This window comes from Mesorhizobium loti (assembly GCF_013170705.1).
GTDB classification, from domain to species: Bacteria; Pseudomonadota; Alphaproteobacteria; order Rhizobiales; family Rhizobiaceae; genus Mesorhizobium; species Mesorhizobium loti_D.
This window is the reverse complement of sequence record NZ_CP033334.1, coordinates 2,198,058-2,224,303: the sequence shown is the minus strand read 5'-3', so window position 1 is coordinate 2,224,303 and position 26,246 is coordinate 2,198,058. Positions and strand designations below refer to the sequence as shown.

At 64.3% G+C, this 26,246-nt stretch carries 19 protein-coding genes; 3 read left to right on the top strand and 16 right to left on the bottom strand.

What is annotated here, in order from left to right:
• Positions 1 to 66 precede the first annotated feature (66 nt).
• From EB815_RS10860 to EB815_RS10825, 8 genes are all read right to left on the bottom strand, one after another.
• Positions 67 to 1,341, bottom strand: coding sequence for an RNA polymerase sigma factor (locus EB815_RS10860; protein WP_056578179.1), 1,275 nt, complete (start codon positions 1,339 to 1,341; stop codon positions 67 to 69).
• Positions 1,338 to 1,712 carry a YciI family protein gene (locus tag EB815_RS10855; RefSeq protein ID WP_056578181.1) on the bottom strand — a complete coding sequence of 125 codons (375 nt, stop codon included), beginning with the start codon at positions 1,710 to 1,712 and terminating at the stop codon, positions 1,338 to 1,340. Before EB815_RS10855 ends, EB815_RS10860 begins: the two co-directional genes overlap by 4 nt.
• A 94-nt stretch (positions 1,713 to 1,806) precedes the next feature.
• A complete protein-coding gene (locus EB815_RS10850) occupies positions 1,807 to 2,895 on the bottom strand; it encodes a DNA topoisomerase IB (protein WP_056578184.1) in 1,089 nt (362 codons plus the stop codon).
• A 103-nt stretch (positions 2,896 to 2,998) separates the two neighbouring features.
• The gene (locus EB815_RS10845) at positions 2,999 to 3,937 is read right to left on the bottom strand and encodes a glycosyltransferase family A protein (RefSeq protein WP_056578186.1); all 939 of its coding nucleotides are present in this window, start codon (positions 3,935 to 3,937) and stop codon (positions 2,999 to 3,001) included.
• A 146-nt stretch (positions 3,938 to 4,083) separates the two neighbouring features.
• Positions 4,084 to 4,968, bottom strand: coding sequence for a transglutaminase family protein (locus EB815_RS10840; RefSeq protein ID WP_065005774.1), 885 nt, complete (start codon positions 4,966 to 4,968; stop codon positions 4,084 to 4,086).
• A 3-nt stretch (positions 4,969 to 4,971) separates the two neighbouring features.
• On the bottom strand, positions 4,972 to 7,383 hold the full coding sequence (locus EB815_RS10835; RefSeq protein ID WP_056578190.1) for a circularly permuted type 2 ATP-grasp protein: 2,412 nt from the start codon (positions 7,381 to 7,383) through the stop codon (positions 4,972 to 4,974).
• Positions 7,384 to 7,389: 6 nt separating this feature from the next.
• Positions 7,390 to 10,749, bottom strand: coding sequence for a DUF2126 domain-containing protein (locus EB815_RS10830; protein WP_056578192.1), 3,360 nt, complete (start codon positions 10,747 to 10,749; stop codon positions 7,390 to 7,392).
• 115 nt (positions 10,750 to 10,864) lie between these two features.
• The gene (locus EB815_RS10825) at positions 10,865 to 12,061 is read right to left on the bottom strand and encodes an acyl-CoA dehydrogenase (RefSeq protein WP_056578194.1); all 1,197 of its coding nucleotides are present in this window, start codon (positions 12,059 to 12,061) and stop codon (positions 10,865 to 10,867) included.
• 157 nt (positions 12,062 to 12,218) lie between these two features.
• On the opposite strand from EB815_RS10825, the gene EB815_RS10820 reads away from it, so the two are divergent.
• A complete protein-coding gene (locus EB815_RS10820; protein WP_056578385.1) occupies positions 12,219 to 13,130 on the top strand; it encodes a LysR family transcriptional regulator in 912 nt (303 codons plus the stop codon).
• Here EB815_RS10820 and EB815_RS10815 read toward each other — a convergent pair whose 3' ends face one another.
• The 8 genes from EB815_RS10815 to EB815_RS10780 all read right to left on the bottom strand — a co-directional run bounded on the left by EB815_RS10815 (position 13,131) and on the right by EB815_RS10780 (position 23,938).
• On the bottom strand, positions 13,131 to 15,449 hold the full coding sequence (locus EB815_RS10815) for a Tex family protein (protein WP_056578387.1): 2,319 nt from the start codon (positions 15,447 to 15,449) through the stop codon (positions 13,131 to 13,133).
• Positions 15,450 to 15,781: 332 nt separating this feature from the next.
• Positions 15,782 to 16,963, bottom strand: coding sequence for a serine hydrolase domain-containing protein (locus EB815_RS10810; RefSeq protein WP_056578196.1), 1,182 nt, complete (start codon positions 16,961 to 16,963; stop codon positions 15,782 to 15,784).
• Positions 16,964 to 16,996: 33 nt separating this feature from the next.
• A complete protein-coding gene (locus EB815_RS10805) occupies positions 16,997 to 18,193 on the bottom strand; it encodes a serine hydrolase domain-containing protein (protein ID WP_056578198.1) in 1,197 nt (398 codons plus the stop codon).
• Positions 18,194 to 18,255: 62 nt separating this feature from the next.
• A complete protein-coding gene (locus EB815_RS10800; protein WP_056578200.1) occupies positions 18,256 to 19,290 on the bottom strand; it encodes an extracellular solute-binding protein in 1,035 nt (344 codons plus the stop codon).
• A gap of 22 nt (positions 19,291 to 19,312) precedes the next feature.
• A complete protein-coding gene (locus EB815_RS10795) occupies positions 19,313 to 20,113 on the bottom strand; it encodes an ABC transporter permease (RefSeq protein ID WP_065005773.1) in 801 nt (266 codons plus the stop codon).
• Entirely contained in the window at positions 20,106 to 21,026 is a 921-nt protein-coding gene (locus EB815_RS10790; protein ID WP_056578204.1) for an ABC transporter permease, read from the bottom strand. The genes EB815_RS10795 and EB815_RS10790 overlap by 8 nt, the downstream gene beginning before the upstream one ends.
• The gene (locus EB815_RS10785; RefSeq protein ID WP_056578206.1) at positions 21,026 to 22,120 is read right to left on the bottom strand and encodes an ABC transporter ATP-binding protein; all 1,095 of its coding nucleotides are present in this window, start codon (positions 22,118 to 22,120) and stop codon (positions 21,026 to 21,028) included. Before EB815_RS10785 ends, EB815_RS10790 begins: the two co-directional genes overlap by 1 nt.
• Before the next feature lie 138 nt (positions 22,121 to 22,258).
• Positions 22,259 to 23,938, bottom strand: coding sequence for an amidohydrolase (locus tag EB815_RS10780; RefSeq protein ID WP_056578208.1), 1,680 nt, complete (start codon positions 23,936 to 23,938; stop codon positions 22,259 to 22,261).
• A gap of 258 nt (positions 23,939 to 24,196) precedes the next feature.
• On the opposite strand from EB815_RS10780, the gene EB815_RS10775 reads away from it, so the two are divergent.
• Both EB815_RS10775 and EB815_RS10770 read left to right on the top strand, forming a co-directional pair.
• Positions 24,197 to 24,850: a TetR/AcrR family transcriptional regulator gene (locus EB815_RS10775; RefSeq protein ID WP_056578210.1), complete on the top strand. Its 654-nt coding sequence runs from the start codon at positions 24,197 to 24,199 to the stop codon at positions 24,848 to 24,850.
• Positions 24,851 to 24,873: 23 nt separating this feature from the next.
• Complete coding sequence (locus EB815_RS10770; RefSeq protein WP_056578213.1) at positions 24,874 to 25,905, top strand: histone deacetylase family protein; 1,032 nt, start codon at positions 24,874 to 24,876, stop codon at positions 25,903 to 25,905.
• Positions 25,906 to 26,246 lie beyond the last annotated feature (341 nt).

Here is a 26,246-nt window from a genome sequence, read left to right as displayed (position 1 = left end):
GGCATGGTCCAAGCCCAAATTACAAGATTGAGCCAGAGACGATTGAGCCAGGCGGGCGAATACTGCTCAGTTGGCCTTTTTTGCCGGCGTGCGCACGGCCCCGTCTTTCATCAAGCGGTCGATATGCATCCGGATGTGGGCTGCTTCCGCCGCCGTGTTGGCAAGCGCGATGGCCCGGTCGAAGGCGACGCGTGCTTCCTCGCCCCGATCGAGCTGCATCAGGAGCCCACCCTTGAGGCCGAAGAAATGGAAATAGCCGGAAAGCCTCGGCTCCAGCGGCTCGATCATGGCAAGGGCGGCTTCCGGGCCGCGCACCTTGGAGACCGCCACCGCGCGGTTGAGCGTGATGACCGGCGACGGCTGCATCTGTTCGAGCAGGCCATAGAGCAGGTCTATCTCCACCCAGTCGGTGTCCTCGGCCTTGTCAGCCCGCGCATGCAGGGCGGCGATCGCCGCCTGCACCTGGTAAGGACCGGGCTTGCGGTGGCGCAAGGCCTTGTCGACAAGGGCCAGCCCTTCATCGATCATCTTGCGGCTCCACAGGCTGCGATCCTGGTCCTCGAGCAGCACGATCTCGCCGTCTTCGTCGAAACGGGCCGGTGCGCGCGCATGCTGGAGCAGGAGCAGCGCCGCCAGCCCCATGATTTCCGGCTCGGTCTGGAACAGCCGCAGCAACAGCCGGGCCAGCCGGATCGCCTCCTCGCAGAGTGGCGCGCGGGCCGGCGCCTCGCCGCTGTTGGTGGAATAGCCCTCGTTGAAGATCAGGTAGACCATGGCCGCCACCGCCGCGAGCCGCTCGGATCGCTCGACGGCGCCCGGCGTCTCGAACGGCACACCGGCGTCGGCTATGCGCGCCTTGGCGCGGGTGATGCGCTGCTCCATGGCGCTCTCGCCGACCAGGAAGGCGCGCGCGATCTGCTTGACGGTCAGGCCGGAAACGATGCGCAGCGCGACCGCGATCTGCTGGGTCGCCGGCAGGTCCGGATGGCAGCAGATGAAGAGCAGCCGCAATATGTCGTCGCGGTAATGCGCTCCGTCCAGCCGCTCGGCGATATCGCTCTCGGCATCGTCCAGGTCGGAGATCTGGTCTTCTTCCGGCATCGGCGCCTGCTTGGCGCGCTTGCGCACCGCGTCGATGCCGCTGTTGCGGCCGACAAAGATCAGCCAGGCCGCCGGATCGCGCGGCGGTCCGTTCTGCGGCCAGTTCTTCAACGCCCTGAGACAGGCATCCTGGAAAGCTTCCTCCGCCGTATCGAGATCGCGGAAATAGCGCAGCAGCGCGCCCATCGCCTGCGGGCGGGCGGCGCTGATCGCGGAGCTGATCCAGGCAAGTTCGGTCATACGGCAACCCCGGTGGGATTGAACACCGAGACCGGCCGTATCTCATAGGATCCGCCGCTCGGATTGACCTCGGAAAGCTCCCGGGCGAACTCGACGGCCTCGTCGAGATCGGCGCATTCCAGCGTATAGAAACCGAGGAACTGCTCCTTGGTCTCGGCGAACGGGCCGTCGATGACGATCGATTCGCCCTTGACCTTCCGCAGCGTGGTCGCCGCCGTCGTCGGCAGAAGCCGCGCCACGGGACCAAGCCGGCCGGCCTTGGCGTATTTCTCCTGGACGCCGAGGAGGTTGGCCATGACTTCATCGTCCTGCGCCTTGCTCCACGAGCTGACGACGTCTTCGGAGGCATAGCAGAGGATGGCGTAGAGCATGGCTGGTCCTTTCTGTATCAAAGGACGGAACAGTAGGGCCGATCCCGACACGACGTCGATAAAAAAATCCCGAGATGGCGGCTGACGATTGCCTTCAGTCACCGTTCGTGCGTTTCAACCATCTCAGCACGAGCGCCTCCTCCTCATCGAGACCCTCGATGGACCGCTTGCGCTTGTTGGCGTCCGCCATTTCGGCAAGCAGACGCCCCTCCAGCCAGGCCTCGAAGACCAGCGGGTGGATATAGCATTTGCGGCAGACCGCGCGGGTGTTGCCCAGCCGCTCGGCGACCTTGTCGATGACACTGTTCATCGCTCGCTTTTTCTGTGCCTGGCTCTCAGGCAGCTCCGTCTGCGCAAACAGCGACGCGGCATGGATGGTGCCGCCCCATGTGCGGAAATGCTTCGAGCTGAAGGCATCGCCGACCGCCTGGCGGATATAGCGGTTGACGTCGTCGGAGCGGACCGGGCGCCGGTTGCCGTCCTCGTCGAGATACTGGAACAGCTTCTGGCCCGGCAGATCCTGCGCACCCCGTACGATCCTGGCGATGCGGCGGTCGACAAGCTTCAGTCTCCATTCCTTGCCGGATTTGCCCTTGAAGGCAAAGCGCAGGCTCGATCCCTTGATGTCGACATGACGGTCGCGCAATGTCGTCAGGCCGAAGCTCTTGTTGTCACGCGCATAGGCGGCATTGCCGACGCGGATCATCGTGTTGTCGAGCAGCCAGACGACCGCAGCGACGACACGCTCAAACGGCAGGCCGCGGCGGCGGAAATCGCGGTCTATGGTGCGCCGGAGATCCGGAAGGCTTTCGGCGAAGGCGACGAGGCTTGAATATTTGGCACCATCGCGTTCCTCGGCCCATTGTGGATGATAGCGATACTGCTTGCGCCCCCGCTGGTCCCTTCCCGTCGCCTGGATATGCCCATGCGCGTCGGGCGAGATCCAGACATCCGTCCAAGCCGGCGGAATGACGATCGCCTCGATCCGGGTCCTGGTGGCATCCGAGACTGCTTTCCCGTCCGGCCCCTTGTAGGAAAACCGCTTGCCTGCCTTCAGCCGGCGGATACCGGGCTCGGCATCGCTGACATAGGTCAGCGCGGCATCCCTTGCCGAAAGCTGCGCCCCATTCTTCGCTACACCGCCGGCCGATCGGCTGTAGGATGATCCGGATTTCTGCAGCATGACGGCTCCCCGCGGATGTCGGTAGATAAGCCATTGGCTGACTGCTGGTTCCACAGCCGTGCGAAAAGTCGGTAATGCGACGTCGAACGGGGGCCGACTTGCTCTAAAGAACGCCTTGTAGTTCTATCTGTTGAGCTGACAGCCGGCGGCGCACGGCGAGCTTGAGCTTGTAGCGCAGGCAGCGCCATGCCTCCGACCGTCGCTTCGGCGCAACCGCCGCCACCGCCAGGAAACGCGCGGCGGTGTCCAGGTCGCCACGGGCGTAGTGGACGCGGGCGATCTTGAGGGCGACCAGTCCCTCCCTGGCCTTGAGCGCCGAGACCGGGATGCTGCAATCCGTGAGCGTGCGCAGTTCGCGGCGCCACTCCAGGAAGCGCCGCGCCGGGTTTATCGCAAAACGATCGTCCGAACGGGTGGGCGAAACCTCATAGACCATCACCGGCTGCGGCATCATGGCCAACGAGGCTTTGCTCATCAGCCGTGCCCAGAACAGGGTGTCCTCGTCATAGGCAAGCCCCACAGGAAACCGCGTCTCGCCGATGAGGCGCCGGGATGCCAGCACGCTGCCCACCGCGACCGACCGTATGTCGCCTTTCACATAGGCGGAAGCGTTCGCCAGGCAGGCGGCCTGGTAGCCGTTCGGCACCTTGATCTGCCGATCCTCACCGCTCACCCGCCGCCGATAGGCGCCAACGATCATGTCGGCTTTCGGCTGGCTCTCGGCCTGCCGCAGCAGTGCGCGCAATCCGCCATCAAGATGCAGATCGTCGGCGTCGATCAGGTAAACCCAAGGATGGAGTGCCTCAGCCAGCGCCACGTTGCGGGCGCCGCCGGCGTCGAGGCAATTGGACGGCAGCACACGCAGCGGCAAGGACAGTTGCGCCGCGGCCCGCAGCGCCGTCGCCGTCGTGCCGTCCGTCGATGCATCGTCGACCAGCAGGACCTCGCCGATGACCTCGGCTTCGCCGGCGAGTGACGCCAGTGTTGTGGCGATTGTGGCCGCTGCATTGTGGGCAGGAATGACGACGCTGACCGCTTTCAATGACAAAACCCCGCGCTCGCGCGCCTTGGCAGTACGATGGTTGTCCCTCGGAACAAATACAGACTAGCGGCCCGTTCAATGTTTGAGAAGTCGCCTTCGACAATCCAGAATTGCAACAACGGGACGCCTCGGCGTTTCGCTCGCATTCACGCCTTTTCGAGCGCGACAGGAATGACGTCGACAGCCTGTTCGCCCACCTGACCGCCCGTGGTCTTGAGAACGCCGACGATCGGCGCGACATCCGAATAGTCGCGGCCGTAGCCGACGGTGATGTGGTCGTTGCTCGCCCGCATGCCGTTGGTCGGATCGAACTCCTGCCAGCCGGCGTCACGCCCGCACCAGACCTTGACCCAGGCATGCATGGCATCGGCGCCTTCCAGCCGGGGCTTCCCCTTCGGTGGAATGGTGCGCAGGAAGCCGCTGACATAGCCGGCCGGAATGCCGAGCCCGCGCAGGCCGGCGATCATGATGTGCGAAAAATCCTGACAGACGCCGCGCTTCAGCTTGAAGGCATCGCTGGCCCGGGTCCGCACCGTGGTCGCTTCGCCGTCATAGGTGAAGTCACGATGGATGCGATTGCAGAGGCTCATCGCCGTACCGGCGGCCGAGCCGGCAATGCTGTCCCCCGCATAGGCGGTTATCGCCGCGTCGATGCCCGAGTGAGCGCTTCCCACCAGAAAATGGTGCGGCGCATCAGGGGCCAGCGACCGCACGGCGGCCAGCTCCTGCCTCAGCCGGGCGATATTGGGCGACACGTCGAGCCCGGGTTCGGGCCGCGACACCGAAACGCGCGCGCTCATACGGATGTCGAGCGCATCATGCGCGTCGCGAAAGGCGATGGAGGTGACGTTGTTGCCGAAGAAGTCCAAAAAATCCGACCGTTCATTCGGCGCCGGCGTGAAGGACAGGGATGCGGCGATGACGCGCTGCACGCCTGATATCGTCGACGGCAGCACGCGGATCTGATGGCGGCCGCCGCCGGCCGCGGCTGCATAGTCGTAATGGAGATGGAGCCTGATGTCGTAGAGCATACGCTAGCCGAAATAGGCCTTGGCGAGGCTGTTGTAGAGACCGCCTATTTCATAGGCGAGTTCGTCGAGCGCCTTTGCCGTCATGTCCGAAGGCTCCTTGATGGCGATCTGGGTGTTGAGCTGCAGGATCTCCTTTGCCGCGGGCGACATATGCCCCTCGCCGCCAAGCGACGGTAGCAGGCCGATCTCCGCCTTCAGCCTTTCGAGCTGGAACAGGATGGATCGCGGATTGAGTGGGTCGAGCGCCAGAAGATCGATCACCGTGCGCCGGCCGGCCTGCACCGGGTACTGCCGGCGGTGGGTCATGACGCTGTCGCCGATCTCCAGCATCATGTCGAGCGCTCCATCCGGCGCCTTGGCGGCGGTCAGCCGGGACAGCGTACGGGCGATCTGGATGCCGCGCTCCAGCCGCCGGCCGATCTCGAGGAACCGCCAGCCGGCGAAGCGGTACATGTTCTCGTGCAGCAGGCCGGAGAAGCCGGCGAGCTTGCGCAGGATCACCGTCATTGCCCGTGTCGCATCGTCGCCCGGCGCCACCGTCTTGGCGAACTGATGGATGGTCTTGGACAGGTCCTTCAGCGCCAGCCAGCCATCGGGCGAGAAGCGGTCGCGGATCTGTCCGGCGCTGTAGACGGCGCTGTCGAGCGTCCCGATCAGCCCCAACGGGATCGCCGTCGCGACGTCGATGCCGAACGGTTCGAGATAGTCCCTGATATCGGCCAGCAGCGGCATGTCCGGGTCGGACGTCTCGGCCAGCCGCACATGGTAGGCGCGCAGGATGCGCACCGTGTCTTCCGAGCGCTCGATATAGCGCCCGAGCCAGGTCAGGTTCTCCGCCGCGCGGCTGGGCAAGCTGCCCGGCCTGGTGCGGCTGAAGCTGTCGCTCTCTTGCGGCAGCAGCGTTTCACGCTCGACCGGCCTGTCGCTGACCACCCAGACGTCCGCCGCCTGGCCGCCGCGCTGCATGGCGATCGCGGTCGGGTCGAGCGACAGGCCGACCCGGGCGAACCCGCCCGGCATCACCGTCCAGCCCTCGGGCGTGCGGGCCAGATAAACGCGCAGGCTCGCCGGCCGCGGCTCCAGCCAGCCCCCGACAAAGACCGGTGTCGTTGACAGCGTCACCGCTTCCTGGCCGACGAAGGCAACGCCATCGCGTTCGATGCGCGCCACCAGCTCGGCCCGCTCTCCGGCCGACAGCGTCGAGCCCAGCGTGGTCTGGCCATCATCCTCGAAGGCAAGTCTCGTCGAGAGCGCCGGACCGACCACCATGCGGTCGATATTGGCTAGCACATGGGCGCGTTCCGTCGCCTGCCCGCACCACCAGGTCGCTACGCTCGGCAGCAGCAGCTCCTCGCCGCGCAATTCGCGCGCGATCTTGGGTAGGAAAGCAAGCAGCGCCCGCGTTTCCATCAGGCCCGAGCCCAGCGCGTTGACGGTCGCAACAGCACCCTGGCGGATCGCTTCGACCAGCCCCGGCGTGCCGATCTGCGAATCCGATCGCAATTCGAGCGGATCGGCGAAGGCGGCGTCGAGACGCCGCCAGAGCACGCTGATCGGCATCAGGCCGGAAACGGTGCGCACCATCAGCCTGCCGCCGGAAACGGTGAGATCCTCGCCCTCGAGCAGCATGATGCCGAGGTAGCGGGCGATATAGGCGTGTTCGTAGTAGGTTTCGTTGAGCGGCCCCGGCGTCAGGATGGCGACGCGGCCGTCGGTTTCCCTGGCCATGCCGATCAGCGCATCGCGGAAGCGGCGGAAGAAGCCGGCGAGCCGGTGCACGTGCATTTCGCCGTAGATGTCGGACAGCGCGCGCGTGGTGGCGACGCGGTTCTCCAGCGCGAAGCCGGCGCCCGATGGCGCTTGCGTGCGGTCGCCCAGCACCCACCAGCGGCCATCGGGCCCACGGCCGAGCTCGAAAGCACAGAAATGCAGGAAATGCCCACCGGCCGGCGTGGTACCGATCACGGGCCGCAGATATTCGGGGCTGGCCGCGATCAGTCCCGCCGGCAGGATGCCTTTTTCGACCAGCCGGTTGCGCCCATGGATATCGGCAATGGTTTCCTCGAACAGCTCGGCCCTCTGGATCAGCCCGGCGCTGATTGCGGCCCATTCGGCGTCTTCGATGAGCAACGGCACATGCGCCAGCGGCCATTCGCGCTCATTGGCGCCGGCCTTGTCGTAGACGCGGTAATAGACGCCGGCATCGCGCAGATACTGGTCGGCGCGGGCGAAACGCTGGCCGAGCTTTTCAGACCCTATCTCGTCGAGCGCCTCGATGAACTGCTTCCACACCGGACGGGGATTGCCTGACGCATCGACCATTTCGTCGACGACACCGTCGATCGGCTGGTAGTGCCCCAGCAGGCTGTGGATCTGCGGCTTGCCGCGTACCCTCTTGTGATTCCCCTTTGCCATGTCCGATCACAGTCTGGGTGGACGCCGAAGGTCAAGGGTCATCGGGAAATCTTCCGCCGGTTGTTCCTCGCGCAGCACATAGCCTGATGGCGTGTGGCCGCGCGGTTCGAAGCGGGCGAGCCGCCGCGCTTCCGCCTCGTTGCCGTTGACCGGGAAAGTGTCGTAGTTGCGGCCGCCGGGATGGGCGACATGGTAGACGCAGCCGCCGACCGCCCTGCCCGACCAGCGGTCGTAGATGTCGAACACCAGCGGCGTGTTGACCGGCAGCGCCGGATGCAGGCCCGAAGCCGGCTGCCAAGCCTTGAAGCGCACGCCCGCCACCGCCACCTCGCGATTGTCCGTCACCTTCATCGGCACGATGCGGCCGTTGCAGACGATTGCGTGGCGTTCCGGATTGAGCCCTTCGGTCCTGACCTGAAGCCGTTCGACCGAGGAATCGACAAAGCGCACGGTGCCGCCGATCGCGCCCTGCTCGCCCATGACATGCCACGGCTCCAGCGCCTGCCGCAGTTCCAGCTTGATTCCGGCATGCCGCACCTCGCCGCAGAAGGGAAAGCGGAATTCGAGCTGTGCGTCGAACCATTCAGGCCGGAATTCGAAACCGTTGAGCTTGAGGTCGTCGAGCACGTCGAGAAAATCAGCCCAGACATGATGCGGCAGCATGAAGCGGTCGTGCAGCGACGTGCCCCAGCGCACGAAACGGCCGTCGAGCGGGTTCTTCCACGCACGGGCGATGATGGCACGGACCAGAAGCTGCTGCGCAAGGCTCATGCGCGCGTTGGGCGGCATTTCGAAGCCGCGGAATTCGACCAGGCCGAGCCGTCCGGTCGGCCCATCCGGCGAAAACAGCTTGTCGATGCAGATTTCCGAGCGATGCGTGTTGCCGGTCACGTCCGTCAACAGGTTGCGGAACAGCCGGTCGACCAGCCACGGCAGGGGTGCCGCGCCCTGGTCGGGATGCGGCACCTGCGCCATGGCGATTTCGAGTTCGTAGAGCGAATCGTGGCGCGCCTCGTCGAAGCGCGGCGCCTGGCTGGTCGGGCCGATGAACAGGCCCGAAAACAGGTAGGACAGCGACGGATGCCGCTGCCATTGCAGCACCAGGCTCTTCAACAGATCGGGCCGGCGCAGGAACGGGCTGTCGTTTGGTGTCGCGCCGCCGACGACGACATGATTGCCGCCGCCAGTGCCGGTGTGGCGGCCGTCGATCATGAATTTGTCGGCGCCAAGCCGCGTCAGCCGCGCTTCCTCATAGATTGCCGTCGTCGTCGCCACGCAATCCTGCCAATTGGCAGCCGGATGAATGTTGACCTCGATGACGCCTGGATCGGGCGCGACGCGGATGACGTTGAGGCGCGGATCATGCGGCGGGCCATAGCCCTCGATATGGACGGGAAGACCGATGGCTCGCGCAGCGTTCTCGGCGGCCGCGACGAGTTCGAGATAGTCCTCAAGTGCTTCAACCGGCGGCATGAACACGCAGAGCCTTCCGTCGCGCGGCTCGACCGAGAGCGCGGTGCGCACCGCGCCGCCTATCTCGGTGATCTCCTGTTCGACCCGGTCCTGCTGGCCGGTGGCGGCGGTGAACGACGCCGCCTGTTGCCGGCGCGCCATCTCGTCGGCGCCTTCAAGTTCGGCCGGCGCGGCGGAGGGCAAGATGGCTTCACGCGCGGGCAGCGCTCCACGCGGCAGCGACGGATCGACCGGCACGATGTAGGGGAATTGCGCCGGTGGCACATAAGGCAGCGTGCCGAGCGGCAAGCGATAACCGACCGGCGAATCGCCAGGCACCAGGAACAGCCGCCCGCGTCGCGTCTTCCATTTTTCCGAGCGCCAGCGCGGCCCCGACGCCTGGCTGTTCCAGCGCTGCACCGGCAGCACGTAGCCGGACGGTTTGGTCAGCCCGCGCTCGAACACTTTCGCCATACGGCTGCGCTCTTCGGGATCTTCCAGCTTGGAATTGGACGGATCGACATTCTCCGGCAGTTTGCCTTCCTTGAGCAGCCACTCGGCCGGGTCTTCATAAGCTTCGCTGACCATCGACGTGTCGATGCCGAGTTCACCGGCGATCGCGGTGAGCAGGCTTTCGGCCTGTTTGGGGCCGATATCGGCCGAACTCTTTTCGCGTGCGATCAGCGACGGGTCGCTCCATACGGGCTCGCCATCGGCACGCCAGTAGAGCGAAAAGGTCCAGCGCGGCAGGCTTTCGCCGGGATACCATTTGCCCTGGCCGTAATGGAGGAAGCCGCCCGGCGCGAAACGTTCGCGCAGCCGACGGATCAGCGCATCGGCCTTTTCGCGCTTGGTCGGCCCGACGGCGGCGGTGTTCCATTCGGCCGACTCGAAATCATCGATCGACACGAAGGTCGGCTCGCCGCCCATGGTCAGCCGCACATCGCCTTCGCCAAGTGCTGCGTCGACCTTGTTGCCGAGCGCGTCGAGCGCCCGCCAGCTTTCATCCGAGAACGGCTTGGTGATCCGCGGATGCTCGGCGATGCGGTCGACCCGCATGTCGAAGCCGAATTCGACATTGGCAAAGCTCGCCATGCCGGAAATGGGGGCCGCATTGCGGAAATGCGGGGTGGCGGCAAGCGGCACATGGCTCTCGCCGGTGAGCAGGCCGGAAGTCGGGTCGAAGCCGATCCAGCCGGCGCCGGGAAGATAGACCTCGCACCAGGCGTGCAGATCCGTGAAGTCGACCGATGTGCCGGCCGGCCCATCGAGCGCGATGAGGTCGGGTTTGAGCTGGATCAGATAGCCCGACACGAAGCGCGCGGCGATGCCGAGATTGCGCAGGATCTGCACCAGCAACCAGCTTGAATCCCGGCACGATCCCTTGCCGGCGGCCAATGTTTCCTCCGGCGAGAACACGCCGGTCTCCATGCGCACGATATAGGCGATCTCGCGCTGCAGCCGGGCGTTGAGGTCGACGAGGAAATTGACGGTGTTTTTCGCGCCGGTGTCGATGGTTGTCAGGAAAGCCGAAAGCAGCGGCCCCGCCGGTTCCGGCGTCCGGTAGATAGCGAGGTCGTCCCTGATCTCTTCCGGGTATTCGAACGGGAATGTCTCGGCCGATGGTTCGACGAAGAAATCGAACGGATTGTAGACCGTCATGTCGGCGACGAGGTCGACCTCGATCTTGAGCTCGCTCACCGGCTCGGGAAAAACGAAGCGGGCGAGGAAGTTGCCGTAGGGATCCTGCTGCAAATTGACAAAGTGGTTCGCCGGCTCGACCTTGAGCGAGTGGCTCAAGACCTTGGTGCGGGAATGCGGTGCCGGCTGCAGCCTGATGATCTGGGGCCCGAGAACCACGGGCCGGTCATATTTGTAGTGGGTCAGGTGGTAGACGGCTGCCAGAATTGCCATGGGACCCCGGAGATCGGCGTTTATTCAGCCGAACCCTGACACATCTGGCCGCCATTCTCCAAGCGGATGTTGCGCTGCACCTAAATTAAAGAACCGGTTGCCGGCGTAAAGTCGCTCAAAAGAACGCCTGTATCCCCGTCTGGGCCCGCCCCAGGATCAGCGCGTGCACGTCGTGCGTGCCCTCATAGGTGTTGACGGTCTCCAGGTTCTGCGCGTGGCGCATGACGTGGTAGCCGATCTGGATGCCGTTGCCGCCATGCATGTCGCGGGCCTGGCGGGCGATGTCGAGCGCCTTGCCGCAATTGTTGCGCTTGACGATCGAGATCATCTCCGGCGCCATCTTGCCTTCGTCGAGCAGCCGTCCGACGCGCAAGGATGCCTGCAGCCCGAGCGCGATCTCGGTCTGCATGTCGGCGAGCTTCTTCTGGTAAAGCTGCGTGCCGGCCAGCGGCTTGCCGAACTGCTTGCGGTCAAGGCCATACTGGCGGGCGCGATGCCAGCAATCTTCCGCCGCACCCATCGAGCCCCAGGAGATGCCGTAGCGAGCCCGGTTGAGGCAACCGAACGGGCCGCCCAGGCCCTTGGCGTTGGGCAGCAGCGCGTCCTCGCCGACCTCGACGCCTTCCATCACCACCTCGCCGGTGATCGACGCCCGCAGCGACAGCTTGCCGCCGATCTTCGGCGCCGAAAGCCCCTTCATGCCCTTCTCCAGCACGAAGCCGCGGATCTCGTCCTTGCCGTTCTCACCCTTCAGCTTCGCCCAGACGACGAACACGTCGGCGACCGGCGCGTTGGAAATCCACATCTTGGAGCCGGAGAGCTTGTAGCCTTTGGCGGTCTTCTCGGCGCGCGTCTTCATGCCGCCCGGATCGGAGCCGGCATCAGGCTCGGTCAGGCCAAAGCAGCCGATCCACTCGCCGCTGGCGAGCTTGGGCAGGTACCTCTTGCGCTGTTCGTCCGAGCCATAGGCGTAGATCGGATACATCACCAGCGACGACTGCACCGACATCATCGAGCGATAGCCGGAATCGACGCGTTCGACTTCCCGCGCGACCAGCCCGTAGGTCACATAGTTGGCGCCGAGCCCGCCGAACTCTTCCGGGATGTTGATGCCGAGCAGGCCGGCATCGCCCATCTCGCGAAAGATCGCGGTGTCGAAGGTCTCGTTGAGATACGCGTCCTCGATGCGCGGCGCGAGCTTGTCGGCGGCGAAGGCCGCGGCACCATCGCGCACCATGCGCTCATCTTCTGAAAGCTGGTCCTCGATCAGGAACGGATCTTCCCAGACGAAGGCATTCTTATCGGCGGCCATGGCTCTCTCCCGGACTCGATGAATGCCGGCGAAGGATCTCTGGATCCTTGGCAACAACGGCATGCGTGCAGCAAAATCTTGGCCCGGCTTATCGACCCGGGGCCTGAAAAAATCAAACGAAATTGCTTCACCGATCAATGAGCGTTAGGAATGGATGATGAGTGTCCAGCGCCGTCTCCTGCCCAACATCAGCGCCCTCGCCGCCTTCGAAGCGGTGGCTCGGCTTGGATCTTTTACCGCCGCTGCCCAGGAGCTGGATCTGACCCAAGGCGCGGTAAGCCGCCAGATCAAGCTGTTGGAGGACCAGTTTGGTCGCCGGTTGTTCGAGCGCGACAGCCGCAATGTCCGGCTGTCCACGGCGGGTGAAATCTATGCCGAAGCGGTACGTTCAGCGCTTGGCCAGTTGCGCGATGCCGCCCTTGGATTGATGAGCAATCGGCATAGTGGCATCTTGAACCTTGCCATATTGCCGACCTTCGGCACCCGCTGGCTGATGCCGATGATCCCCGATTTCGTCGAGAACAACCCCGACATCACCATCAACTTCGTCACCCGCGTCGGCCGTTTCGACTTCGCCAGGGAGCGGTTGGACGCCGCCATCCACTATGGCCTGCCCGATTGGCCGGACGCCGACTCGACCCTCCTGGTGCGCGAAACCGTGGCGCCGGTGGTGTCGCCCGAATTTCTCGCCGGCCGCGCCATCGCCACGCCGGCTGATATCGGCCGCCTGCCCTTGCTGCATATGGCAACGCGCCCCGGTGCCTGGACCGAATGGTTCGAGCATCAGGGCCTGAGCGCGCCGACCGGGCCCGGCATGCAGTTCGAGCAGTTCGGCACCGCCGCCCAGGCCTGCATGGAAGGGCTTGGCGTCGCGCTCCTGCCGCTGCTGCTCATCGCAGGCGAATTGCAGCGCGGCCAGCTTGTGCCGGCGCCCGGCCAGCCCATGCAAAGCCGCAGCGCCTATTATCTCGTCGTCCCGCACGACAAACGCGGCCATCCCCCGGTCGCCAGTTTTCGCGACTGGCTGCTGAGCCAGGTTGAGAAGGAGCCGTCCGTCCTGGCGTGGTAGCTACTTCCGCTTCAGCGCATCCGCCAACGCGGCACCAAACGCGCCCTGCTGGGCCGGCCGCTCCGGCTGGCGTTGCGGTGTCGGGCCACGTGGCGCCGGCCTGCCGCCGCCATTGTCGCGGGGCCCACCTTTTGACGCCTCACCGCCGTCCTTGCGCATGGAAAGCGCGATGCGCTTGCGCTTGATATCGACATCGACGACGCGCACCTTCACCACGTCGCCCGCCTTGACCACCTCATGCGCATCCTTGATGAAACGGTCGGCCAGTTGCGAGACGTGCACCAGGCCGTCCTGGTGCACCCCGATATCGACAAAGGCGCCGAAGGCCGCGACATTGGTGACGGTGCCTTCCAGCAGCATGCCTGGCTTCAGATCCTTGATGTCATCAATGCCGTCGGCAAAGGTCGCCGTCTTGAAGCCGGGGCGCGGGTCGCGTCCAGGCTTTTCCAGCTCGGCAAGAATGTCGCGGACCGTCGGCAGGCCGAAACGCTCGTCGACGAAGACGCGCGGGTCGAGCGCCTTGAGCGCGGCGCTGTCGCCCATCAGCGAACGCACATCACGGCCGCAGGCGGCGACGATCTTCTTCGCCACCCCATAGGCTTCCGGGTGGACCGACGAGGCATCGAGCGGCTCGCTGCCATTGGCAATGCGCAGAAAGCCGGCGGATTGCTCGAACGCGCGCGGCCCAAGCCGTGGCACCTTGAGCAGGTCCTTGCGGCTGGCGAAGGGACCGGTCGCGTCGCGATGCGCGACGATAGCGTCGGCAAGCGACGCGCCAAGGCCCGAAACGCGCGCCAGCAACGGCGCCGAAGCGGTGTTGAGATCGACGCCGACGGCGTTGACCGCGTCCTCGACCACCGCCTCCAGCGAGCGGCCGAGCCGATACTGGTCGACGTCATGCTGATACTGGCCGACGCCGATCGACTTGGGTTCGATCTTGACCAGTTCGGCGAGCGGATCCTGCAAGCGCCGCGCGATCGACACCGCGCCGCGCAGCGACACGTCCAGACCGGGGAATTCCGCCGCCGCCGCTGCCGACGCCGAGTAGACCGAGGCGCCCGCCTCGCTGACGATGACCTTGAGCGGCTTGGGTCCGCCGTCGGAAGGCATGTCGGACAGCATGTCGGCGACCAGCTTTTCCGTCTCGCGGCTCCCGGTGCCGTTGCCGATCGAAATCAGCTCGACCTTGTGCAGGCGGATGAGTTTGGCGAGTTCCGCCTGCGTGCCGCGAACGTCGTTCTTCGGCGGGAACGGATAGACCGTCGTGGTCGCCACCAGCTTGCCGGTACCGTCGACCACGGCCACCTTGACGCCGGTGCGGATGCCGGGATCGAGCCCCATCGTCGGCCGCGAACCCGCTGGCGCGGCCAGCAGCAGATCCTTCAGATTGCGGGCGAAGACATGGATCGCCTCTTCCTCGGCCCGTTCGCGCAGATCGCGCATCAGGTCCAGCGTCAGGTGCAGCGACAGTTTTATCCGCCAGGTCCAGCCGGCCACATCCATCAGCCAGCGGTCGCCCGGCAGGCTGGCGCCGATGGCATAGGCGTTGGCGATCATCCGCTCGACCGGCTTCACCGGCGAGGTGTCGTCGGCGTCGACCTCGATGTCGAGCGACAGCACCTCTTCGTTGCGGCCGCGCAACATGGCCAGCGCCCGGTGGCTCGGCACATTTGCCCAGCGCTCGACATGATCGAAATAGTCCGAGAATTTCGCGCCGGCCTCCTGCTTGCCGTCGACAACCCGCGCCCGCATGAAAGCGCGTTCCTTCATGTAGCTGCGCAGCTTGCCGACCAGATCGGCATTCTCGGCGAATTGTTCAGAAAGGATGTCGCGGGCGCCCTCAAGGGCTGCCTTGGTATCGGCCACCTCCTCGGTGACATAGGCCACCGCCAGTTCGGCGGGCACCAGGGAACGGTCGGCAAGAATGGCCTCCGCCAGCGGCCCCAGCCCGCGCTCCCTGGCGATCTCGGCCTTGGTGCGGCGCTTGGGCTTGTAGGGCAGATAGATGTCCTCCAGCTCCGCCTTGGTAGCGGCGGCGGCGATCTTGGTCTCAAGCTCCTGCGTCAGCTTGCCCTGTTCGCGGATCGAGCCCAGGATGGTGTCGCGGCGGGCGTCGAGCTCACGCAGATAGGCGAGCCGCTCGGCAAGGTCGCGCAATTGCGTATCGTCAAGCCCGCCGGTCACTTCCTTGCGGTACCGTGCCACGAACGGCACCGTCGCGCCCTCGTCCAGCAGTTCGATCGCCGCGGCCGCCTGTTCGGGCCGGGCAGCGATCTCGGCCGCGATGATGGCTGCGATGCGCTTGATGTCGGATGCCATGTCATTCCCACTCTCGTCGAAAAGAGCGGCGACCATAGGCGCAGATGCCGACCTCGCCAACCGCGACGCTTTCAACCGTCGCGGCCGGTCCACAGGAAAGCATGTCTGCTGTCGAAAGCCGGCGCTGCTCCTCACCTGCCTGCCGGCGCCCTCTCCCCGTATGGTGACGGGGAGAGGGCGCTCTGTCATTGGCTACGCCAATCACCAACGCCGCAAGGAAGCGAGCCGACATTGCCGCCAGCCCCTTCTCCCCGTCACTATACGGGGAGAAGTGCCCGGCAGGGCGGTGAGGGGCGGCGCTGCCGTTTGATAAACCGGCTCACCATCCCAACTCAAATCATCCGGCTCAGCGCTTCGAAGAAGGCGACGATCTCGAGATCAAGCGAGTCATCGACCGGCTCCGGTTGCGACGACATCTTGGAGATCACCACTTCGGTCCTGGGATCGATATAAAGCCACTGGCCATGGATGCCGATGCCGCAATAGGCACCATTCTCATGTCCGGTCTGGTACCATTTGTTGCGGTAACGGCCCTTGGGGAACAGCGGCAGCATCGCGCCGCGCTGCCAGGCTTCCGTACTGCCGCCGGTGCTTGTCGTGTCGCGCACCCAGGTCTCGGACACGATGCGGCGACCATTGGCGGTGCCCCCTTGCCGCATCATTTCGCCGACGCGCGCCAGGTCGCGCGGCGTCACCGAAATACCGCCGGCGGTGCGCGCCGTGCCTTCCATGTCGACGCCGATCGAGGCTTCGCTGACGGCGCCAAGCGGCAGCCACAGCTTCTCGCGCATCAAGTCGGGGAAGCGCTGGCCGGAAGCCCGTTCCAGCAACAGGCCGAGCAGGTCTGAATTGGGCGAGCGATAACGGAAGGTCTGGCCATGCGGCTCGGCCAGCCGCTGCAGGGTCAGGATGAATTCGCGCAGGCTTTCCGTGCCGCCGCCCGGATTCCACAACGTGGCGCGCCGGTAGCGGGCGAAAGCGCTTTCCGGATCGAGATAGGCTTCCTCGAAATCGAGGCTGACGCTCATGTCGAGCACATGCCGGCAACTCGCATCGCCATAGGCCGAGCCGGTGGCTTCGGGGATGTAGGTCGTCACCGGCGCTTCCGGATCGAACACGCCCTCGCCTTCCAATATGCCGGCGATAATGGCGGTCACCGACTTGCTGATCGAGAAGATGATATGGCGGGCGCCGAAATCCATATGCGGCGCGAACCAGTCGCCGATCACCTTTCCGCCCTTCATCACCGTCAGCGCATCGGTGCTGGAGCGCACGAGAAAGTCCGCCACCGTCTCCGGAGCGCTGGCAACCGAAACCTTTTCACCGAGCAACACACCGAAATCGCGCGCGGGTGCCTCGGCACCGCCGGACGCCGCGGCCACGCGCGCTGTCGGCACCAGTTCGCCCAGATTCTGGAACGACCATCGATTGAACGGGTTTACGCGCCAGTTGGAAAGCAGCACCTCGTTGCGGGGAAAGCCGTAGCGGGTCTCGAACGCGGTCTTGCCGGTCATGGCGTTTCCTTCCAGGTCGTTTCTTGTGGGGGTTCAGAGCAGCGCGGCGGCGATGGCGTGCACGGCCTTCAGCGTCGCCGTGGAATAGGCGAGATTGCTGAAATCCGGCCAGGTCGAAAGCTTCACCACGACCATTCCTGTGTTCCAGTCCATATGGATCATTTGCCCGAACACGCCCCGGCACATCAGTGCGCGCGAGCCGGGATCCTCGATCCAGAACTGGTTGCGATAGCTGCCTTCCGGCAGGCTGGCGGAGAAATCCGGCCCGTGCTTGCCATTGCGTGTCGTCTCGATCCAGCCGGCCGGCACGATGCCGCCGCCATTTTCGAGGATCATCTGGCCGAAGCGGGCATAGTCGCGCAGCGTCGCGTTGAAGCCGCCATCGGCGAGCGCATAGCCGGCGCTGTCGACGGTGAAGCAGGCGCTTTCATCGGCACCGAGCTTTTGCCAGAGTTCTTCCGAAACCAGCTGCGCCAGCCGCTTGCCGGTCACGCGCTCCATGATGAAGGCGAGCACGTCGGTCTCGATGGAGCGGTATTCAAATGCGGCGCCATGCGGGCGGACCGTGTCCCTCAGGCCCAGGATAAGCTCGAACATGTGCGAGGGCCATCGGAAATCCGGATCGCTGCCTGGCGGCACCGGCTTCCAGCCGGTGGCGACATCGACCTGGCCGATATCGGAATAGCGGTCGGTGTATTCCTCGGAAAAACGCACGCCCGTCGTCATGTCGAGCACATGCTGGACGCTGGCCCCGGCCCAGCCGGTGGCGGCGAGTTCCGGCAAATAGTCGGTCACGGGCCTCGCCGGGTCGATCAGGCCGCGTCCGGCCAGTATGCCGAACACCGCGCCGGTGACGGACTTGGCCATCGACTGCGACAGATGCAGCGTGCGCTCGTCCATGCCGTTGAAATAGCGCTCATAGGCGACCTTGCCGTGCTTGAGCACCAGGAAGCCGTCCGTATAGGTCTCGTCGAGCAGCCCGGCGAGCGTTGTCGGCTTGCCCTCGCTGTCCTCGACCGCCAGCCCGTCGAGATCGACCTCGGCGCGTTCGAGACGATGGCGATGGCCATTGCCGCGCCAGACTTCGGCGGTCGGCAGGATTTCGCGGATGTGCTGGAACGCCCAGCGGTTCCATGGCGGCCGGTCCCAGTCGAGCTTCGGCGGCACCATGGCGGGCGGCGAGCCCTGCATGATCGGCGGCCGCGGATCGCTGTTGCGATAGGAGTCCATGAAAGGCTATTCCCGGAAAAGAAAAAGACCCGGCGGGTACCGCCGGGTCTCTCATGCAGCGATTACTTCTGCAGTTCGGTCCAGATCTTGGTATAGAGTTCCTGCGTTTCGGGAGCGCACATCTTCTGGAACTCGCCATGCGGCTTGGCGTCGGCCGGAATGACGACTTCCGGCGCATCCTTCATGTCTGCCGGCATGTACTTGTCCGAGCCGGTGATGGCGTTGGCATAGCGGTGGAAGGCCGAGAGGCCCGCCGCGTTTTCCGGGTCCATGATGAAGTTCTGGAACAGCTTGGCGTTCTCGACGTTCTTGGCTTCCTTGAGAACGACGACGTTGTCGCTCCACAGGCCAAAGCCTTCCTTTGGATAGTTGTAGTGGATGGCCGGGTTGGCCAGACGCTGGCGCAATGCCGAGCCGTTCCAGTCGCTGGTGGCCTTGAAGTCGCCGGCGCCCATCTTCTCGATGGTGTTGTATTCCATCGCGATCCAGTTCGGCTTGGCCGCCACCAGGAGGTCGCGCACCTTCTTCAGCACCGCCTTGTCGTCCGTGCACTGCTCGCCGCCGACATATTTGATCGCCGCGAAGATCACGTCACCCATCTCGGGAACGACGTTGACCTTGCCCTTCAGCTCGTCGGGCGTGTTGAAGACGATACCCCACGTGTTGGCCGGCCCCTTGTAGGCATCGGTGTTGACGACGACGCCGATCGTGCCCCAGGCCCATGGCACGGAATATTTGCGGCCCGGATCGAACTCAGGATTGGCCCATTCCGGAGCGACGTTCTTGAAATTCTCCATCTTGCCCGGATCGGTCTCGAGCACGAGACCTTCCTTGATCCAGATCGGCACGTAGGTCTGCGAGGGCACGGCGATGTCGAAGCCGGTGCCGCCCTGCCGGACCTTGGCGAGCGCGGTGTCATTGGAATCGTAGTCGGTGATGGTCACCTTGATGTTGTATTTGTCCTCGAACTTCTTGATCACGTCGGGGCTGGTGTAGTTGCCCCAATTGTAGATGTTGAGCACGCCATCGGCGTGGGCGAGGCCCGTCGAAGCGAGCAGCGCCAACCCCATGGCGGTCGCTGTGGTCTTCCAGTTCATCGTTCTAACTCCCATTTCAGGTTCAGTCTCGTTTCCTGCTGACAAAGAAAAACAACGTGACGATCGCGACCGAAAGCAGCAGGAAAGCGGTCGATATCGCGTTGATCTCGGGTGTGATGCCGCGGCGGATCTGGCCGAGCATGTAAGTGGGCAGCGTGTCCTGGCCGCCCGATTTGACGAACTCGGTGATGACGACGTCGTCGAGCGAGATGACGAAGGCCAGCATCAGGCCGGCCAGTATGCCCGGCCACAAAAGCGGCAGCGTGATGCGGCGGAAGGTCTTCCACGGCGTTGCGTAGAGATCGGCCGCGGCACGCTCCAGCGTCAGGTCCATGTTCTCCAGCCGCGCCCGGATCGGCAGATAGGCGAACGGAATGCAGAACGCCGTATGCGCGGCGACCAGGTAGCCGATGCCGGAATAGCCGGTGAATATCTTGATGCGCGAGAAGAAGATCAGCAGCGCCACGCCAGTGACGATCTCGGGCACCATCAGCGGCTGGTTGATCGCCGCGTATTTGAAGGTAAGGCCGGGATAGGAGGCGGTGCGCGTGGTGGCGAGCGCCGCCATGGTGGCGAAGATCGTCGACAGCACCGCCGCGATGGCGCCGATCTGGAACGAGCGCAGCGTTGCATCGATGACCTGCGTGTTCTGGCACGCCGACTGGAACCACTTCAGCGAGAAGCCGCCCCATTCTGAGGTCGAGGTGGCAGCGTTGAAGGCATAGATCACCAGCACCACGATCGGCAGGTAGAGCACGACGAAACATGTCGCCGCGATCGCGGTGAAGCCCGGCTGGTGCTTGATGGAGAAGTTGCTAGCCATGACGCACCCCCGACTTGCCGGCATTGCGCACATAGGCCAGCAGCGCCACCATGACGATGATCATCACCGTGATCGAAAGCGCCGAGCCAAGCGGCCAGTTGCGACCCTGCCCGAACTGCAATTCGATCAGGTTGGACAGCATCATGTTCTTGCCGCCGCCAAGCACGCTCGGCGTCACATAAGCGCCGAGGGCTGGAATGAAGACAAGGATGGAGCCGGCGATGACGCCGGGTTTGACCAGCGGAAAAATGATCTTCCGCAGCACCTTGAAGCGTGTCGCGTAGAGATCATAGCCCGCCTCGACGAGGCGAAAGTCGAGCTTCTCCATGCTGGCGTAGATCGGCAGCACCATCAGCGGCAGGTAGACATACGCCATGCCGATCAGGATCGCTGTGTCGGTATAGAGGATCTGGATCGGCGCCGAGATGATGCCGAGCTTCAAAAGAATGGTGTTGATGATGCCTTCGTTGCGGATGATCTGCAGCACGGCGAAGGTACGGATCAGCAAGTTGGTCCAGAACGGGATGGTGATCAGGAACAGCCAGAGATCCCTAGTCTTTTCGCTGCGCGTCGCCATGAAATAGGCGGTCGGGAACCCGAGCGCCAAGGTCGCCAGTGTCGTCACTATGGCAAGCTTGATCGAGCGCCAGAAGATGGTGACATGCGCCGCGGCCAGTGAAAGCGTGTCGTCGAAAATATCGCGTTCCAGGAACACCGATGTCCAGGCGTCGGACGAGAACTGCCATTTCACGTCGCCATAGGCGCCGGGCGTCAGGAACGAATAGACGAGAACGATCAGCAACGGGCCGGTGGCGGCGAGCAGGATGACCAGCAGCGCCGGCGCCGACAAAAGCCAGCGGTCACGGACATCACGCCGTTCGGCGGCCTTGGCGACTTCTTCCGCGGTGGCCATCAGTCCCTCAGCACTTGCGCGGCGTCGTTGCCGATCAGGATGCCGACCTTGTCGCCGCGCTCGAAACCGCAGCCGGCGCTGCGCGTGTTCTGCTGGCGCACGGTGAAGGGATCGCCGCTGTCGAGCTGGACGTGGATATGCGTGTCGGTGCCGAAATAGACGATGTTTTCGACCGTGCCCGACAGGTCGCCCTTGTCCTTGGTGAGCTTGGCGTGCTCGGGCCGCACCACCACGGTGGCGTTGTCCTTCGGCTGGAACCCTTCGGCAACGGTGGCCTCGATGGTCGTGCCGGACTTGAGCGTCGCGCGTGCCTTGCCATTGCCGGCGCCCGATATGGCGGCGGTGAGGAAATTGGTTTCGCCGATGAAGTCGGCCACGAAGCGTTCCGCAGGCTTGTCGTATATGTCCCAGGGCGAGCCGACCTGCAGGATCTTGCCCGACGACATCACCGCGATGCGGTCCGACATGGTCAGCGCTTCTTCCTGGTCATGGGTGACGAAGATGAAGGTGATGCCGGTCTCGTGCTGCAGCCGCTTCAACTCGATCTGCATCTCCTTGCGCAGCTTGTAGTCGAGCGCGGAGAGCGGTTCGTCGAGCAACAGCACTTTCGGCTGCGGCGCGAGCGCCCGTGCCAGTGCCACGCGCTGCTGCTGGCCACCGGAAATCTGGGCCGTGCGACGGCCCGCCAGCGCTTCCATCTTGACCAGCTTGAGCATCTCGGCGACGCGCGCCTTGATCTCGGCCTTGGGCTTGCCGAGCATCTCCAGGCCGAAGCCGATATTGTCGGCCACGGTCATGTGCGGGAACAGCGCATAGGACTGGAAGACGGTGTTGACCGGCCGCTTGAACGGCGGCAGCGGCGCGATGTCCTGACCGTAGAGCAGGATCTCGCCGGCGGTTGGAAAGTCGAAGCCGGCAATCAGCCGCAAAAGGGTGGTCTTGCCGCAGCCGGACGGTCCCAGCAGCGTGAAGAACTCGTTCTCGCGAATGGAAACCGAGACCTTGTCGAGGGCAGCCACCTGCCCCTCACCCGATCCGAAAATTTTGCTGACGTCTACAACTTCAATCGCATTCCGATCCGGTTTGTCCGGCACGATTACGCCTCACTGTTGACCCCGCTCTTGCCGGCGGAGCTGTTCCCCTGTTCGATGTGACCACACGGCCGGTAGGTTGGCAAGCCCGGCATTGAATCACAGTTCAGTCCGTCTTTAGCCAGCAAGCCTCATGCCATGTCAGGCCTGATAGGTGATCTTGCCACCGCAGATCGTCGTCACCGGGCGCACCTTGTGCAGGTCGGCCGGCGCCGTTTTCTCGATGTCATCAGACAGAACCACCAGATCGGCCATATAGCCTGATTTCAGCGCACCTTTGCGATGCTCTGCGAATTCGGCATAGGCGCCCTCGACCGTGTAGGCGGCGATCGATTCCCGCAGCGAAAAACTCTGGTCCGGATCGCTGTCTGCCCACGGTTTGCGCATCACTGCCGCCTGAATGCCCAGGATCGGGTCGATCGGCGACACCGGCCAATCCGAGGCGAAGACGACGTGCGCGCCGGCGTTCTTCAGGGTTCGCCAGGCATAGCTCAGCGGCCAGCGGGCCGGCCCGATGCGAGACACGGTCGGCTCCAGCGGGAAATCCATCGCGCCGGGCGGATGCGGCGGTTGCATCGAGGCGATGACGCCGAGTTCGGCAAACCGCGGCACGTCAGCCGTGGTGGTAACCTCGATGTGTTCGACGCGGTGACGGCTGTCGCGCTTGCCATTGGCCTTCCGCGCCGCCTCGTAGCCGTCGAGCACCGCACGCACCGCGCCATCGCCGATCGAGTGGACGGCGATCTGCAGCCCGCGCCTGTCGACGGCGACGGCCAGATCGATGAATTGCCGCGGCGTGAACAGCGGCTCGCCAACCCAGTCCGGACGGTCGGCGTAGGGCTCGACCATGACGGCCGTCCAGGAATCGAGCACGCCGTCATAGAACACCTTGACCATGCCCGACGACAGCCACTCGCTGCTGTAGCGCTCGGCCATGGCGGACGCCTTGTCGAGCATGTCGAGCGTCATGAAATTCTTGTAGTGGAAGGGGATCTGCACGCGGCAAGGCAAGCCCTCCTCGGCGTCGATCTCGGCCAGCAGTTCGAGCTGGTAGAGATTGCCGTCCATGTTCTGGATGGAGGTGATGCCGTGGCGCGCGCACCAGGCGAGGCCGCGCCGCATGATGTCGCGGTCGGCGGCGCGTTCGGCGGCCGACGGCATCGGATCCGGCTCACCGCCAGTGGCCAGCCCCAGCCGCACCCGGCCCTCGCCGGCAAGATCGAGCACCGGCCCGAAGGCCTCGCCCTCGCGCAATTCGCCCGCCGCCAGGCCATCATCGCCCATGACGATCTCATTGCCCGGACCAAGCGCGCGTCCATGTAGGATGCCGGCCATCTCCAGCGCCTTGGTGTTGGCCCACATCGTATGATGATCGGGCGCAGCCATGCAGAACGGGCGATCGGGCAGAATGGCGTCGAGATGGTGGCGCGTCACCCGCTCGCTGCCGAGCACCGTATAGTCGACACCCTGCCCGACCAGCATCGGGGCATTGGGCTTTGTCGATGCATAGTCGCGGATCGCCTTCTGCAGCGCCTCGAAGCCGTGGACACCGCCAAGCTGAAGATGCGCGAGTTCGGCGCCTCCCGAGAACAGATGCATGTGGGCTTCGATGAAACCGGGCAGGACCGAACCGCCCTTGGCGTCGATCACCTTGGTGGTCGATCCCTTGAATTCTTCGATCACAGCACGGCTGCCGATGGCGATGATGGCGCCGTCCTTGACGGCCACGGCCTCGGCTGCGGGATTGTCGTCGTCCATGGTCAGCACACGACCGTTGATGACGATCAGATCCGCATTGCGACCCGCACCCGTGACAGACATCGCGACTCCGCGCTCTTGATGACCGACTGAGACCGACAACCCTGCGCTCAACGACCGGCCACCCACCTGAGCGGCGCCACGGAACAAAAAACGATGCCAGTCCGCTGCCTTCGAAATTCCCCTTGTTATCCCTTGGGACAGCGTGGATAAAGAATGCGACTGATTATTCGCGTTTGTCAACATGCGGAATTTAGAATGTATTGTGGACAGCACCCCGCGCCTGTGTTGGGACCAGGCGGGGAACGAGGGCATCGAGCAGTGAAGCGCAGTCTCGACCGCAAGACCAGGATAGCGCTCGAGCCGCGCAAGCAGCCGCGGCAGCAACGGTCGAGCAAGGTTGTCGACCGGATTCTCGACGCGGCGCTGATCTTGACGCGAGAGCAAGGAACCAGGACGCCGACAACGCTCGCCATAGCGCAGCGAGCGGGCCTGTCGGTCGGTTCGGTCTATCAATACTTTCCCAACAAGGAAGCCATTCTTCTGGACCTCGCCCGGCGCTGGCTGTCCTCCTTTCCCCAGGTGATCGAGAAGCGCATCAAGGTCCCGCGGCCCACCAATCGCGAGGAATTCCGGCGCGAAGTGCGCAAGCTCTTCATCGACACGTCCAGTATCTATCTCGAGAACGCGACGCTGATGCCGGTGATCGAGGCCATTTCAGGCAACGCCGATCTCAGGCCTATCCAGGACGAATATGACGAGCAGATCGTCGCGCTTTACGCCGCCTGGCTGCGGCATGTGAATCCGGCTCTCGAGGACAAGATCGCCAAACGGCTCGGCCTGGTGATGATGGAGGTCGGGCATGCCTGCCGGCTGGTCGGACTGAAGAGAGACCGCAGGACATTCGACCTCATCGAGGACGACGTCGAAGCCATGTGGCTGGCTCTGGTGAACCCCTATCTCAACCTGGACTGATTTCGCATTTCGAGAGGAATTTCATGAAGACTGTCTATTCGCCGCTTCATGCCGGCCATGCCGGCCAGATGGAACTGGTCACATCGGCCATCGTGCCGGGTTTCGAAAAGCCCTCGCGGGCCGAATTCATCAAGGCGCGGGTTGAAAGCGAGAAGCTCGGTCCGATCGTCCTGCCGCTCGAGCACGACCTTGCCGCCGCCAAGCGCGTCCACAGGGCTGACTACATCGACTTCCTGCCGACGGTCTGGCCGCAATGGGTGGAATCCGGCTTCCAGGGTTCGGCGATGCCGTTCACCTGGCCGACGCGCGGCCTGCGCGGCGACGTGCCGCCAAAGCGCATCGACGCCCTGCTCGGATACTATTCGTTCGACGGCGGCGCCACCTTCGTCGAAGGCACATGGGCGGCGATCAAGTCCTCCTACGACGTGGCGCTGACCGCGGCCGGCCTGGTCAAGGGCGGCGAAAGGTCGGCCTTCGCGCTCTGCCGCCCGCCCGGCCACCATGCCGGCGCCGGCTTCATGGGCGGCTATTGCTACATCAACAACGCCGCCGTCGCCGCTCAATGGTTCCTCGACCAGGGCGCAGCCCGCGTCTCCATCCTCGACGTTGACTACCACCATGGCAACGGCACGCAGGAGATCTTCTACGACCGCGCCGACGTGCAGGTCCTCAACCTGCATGGCGACCCGATGGTCGAATATCCATTCTTCCTCGGCCATGCCGACGAACGCGGCGCGGGCGCCGGCGAAGGCTTCAACATCAACTATCCCATGCCGTTCGGCACCAACTGGGACGCATGGAACGCCTCGCTGGAGGATGCCTGCGCCAGGCTCGCCGCCTACGCGCCCGACATCGTCGTCGTCTCACTTGGCGTCGACACCTTCGAGAAGGACCCGATCAGCCAGTTCAAGCTGAAGAGCGCCGACTATCCCAAGATCGGCCGCCGCATCGCAAAGCTCGGCCTGCCGACGCTGTTCGTCCAGGAAGGCGGCTATGCCGTCGAGGAGATCGGCATCAATGCCGTCGGCGTACTGACCGGTTTCGAGGATCGGTAAGCCTACCGCCTGAAAGCGGCAGCCCTTTAGGAGAAAAGGACAAAGCGAAGGGCGGCGTCAGCCGCCCTCTATGTATCTGGCCGATATGGCCGGCTTGCGCAGTCCCGGCATTTTCACACCCTCGAAATTAGCAAAAATGGCTTCCTGAGTCGCGCCTGAGTCCATCGGATTCGATTTTGTCAAATCGCGTTTGATGTCAGATTCATCTGCGGGTAGATTAGACCCGAATCAGCCGGTCCTCGGGGGGCGCGGCGACCACCCAAAGTCTCACGTTCCGGAATCTTCCGGCGCCAGACGCGGACGGCTTCGCGTTCCCTGAATGGATTCCGTCTGGTTGGGCG